Raw genomic sequence first — 455 nt, 5'->3', positions numbered from 1 at the left:
GCTGTATATCGAATTCCATATCAAAATATATTAGGCGATACAGGTTTGTATGCATATCAACAAGTGTATCCAATTGTAGCATTAGGAATGATATTATCGATGAATGCCATTCCTAGTGCAATTACACAAAATATAGGAAAGTATCATAGTGACGAAGCATATGCAAAAGCAGTCGCTTATATACAATTAGTTGGTATATTAATATTTATTGCTATTTTTGTGTTTGCAAACAATATTGCACATATGATGGGTGATGGCCATTTAACACCAATGATTCAAGCTGCAAGTTTAAGATTTATATTTATAGGTATGCTTGGCGTGTTAAGAGGTTATTATCAATCTGCAAATAATATGACAGTTCCGGCTATTTCCCAGGTTATAGAACAAGTTATACGAGTAGGTATTATCATTGTTACTATTGTTATTTTTGTAGACAGAGGTTGGACGATATATGA

The 455-nt window shown here is 32.3% G+C and carries 1 protein-coding gene; it reads left to right on the top strand.

Annotated elements, in window-relative coordinates; genetic code table 11:
• The coding region (locus ACVYAD_RS25115; RefSeq protein WP_476428296.1) for an oligosaccharide flippase family protein at positions 1-455 on the top strand (455 nt) is incomplete at both ends.

Source organism: Lysinibacillus sp. G1-3 (genome assembly GCF_056322905.1).
Note: the sequence above shows the minus strand (reverse complement) of the source record. Positions and strands in the feature narration are given on the sequence as shown.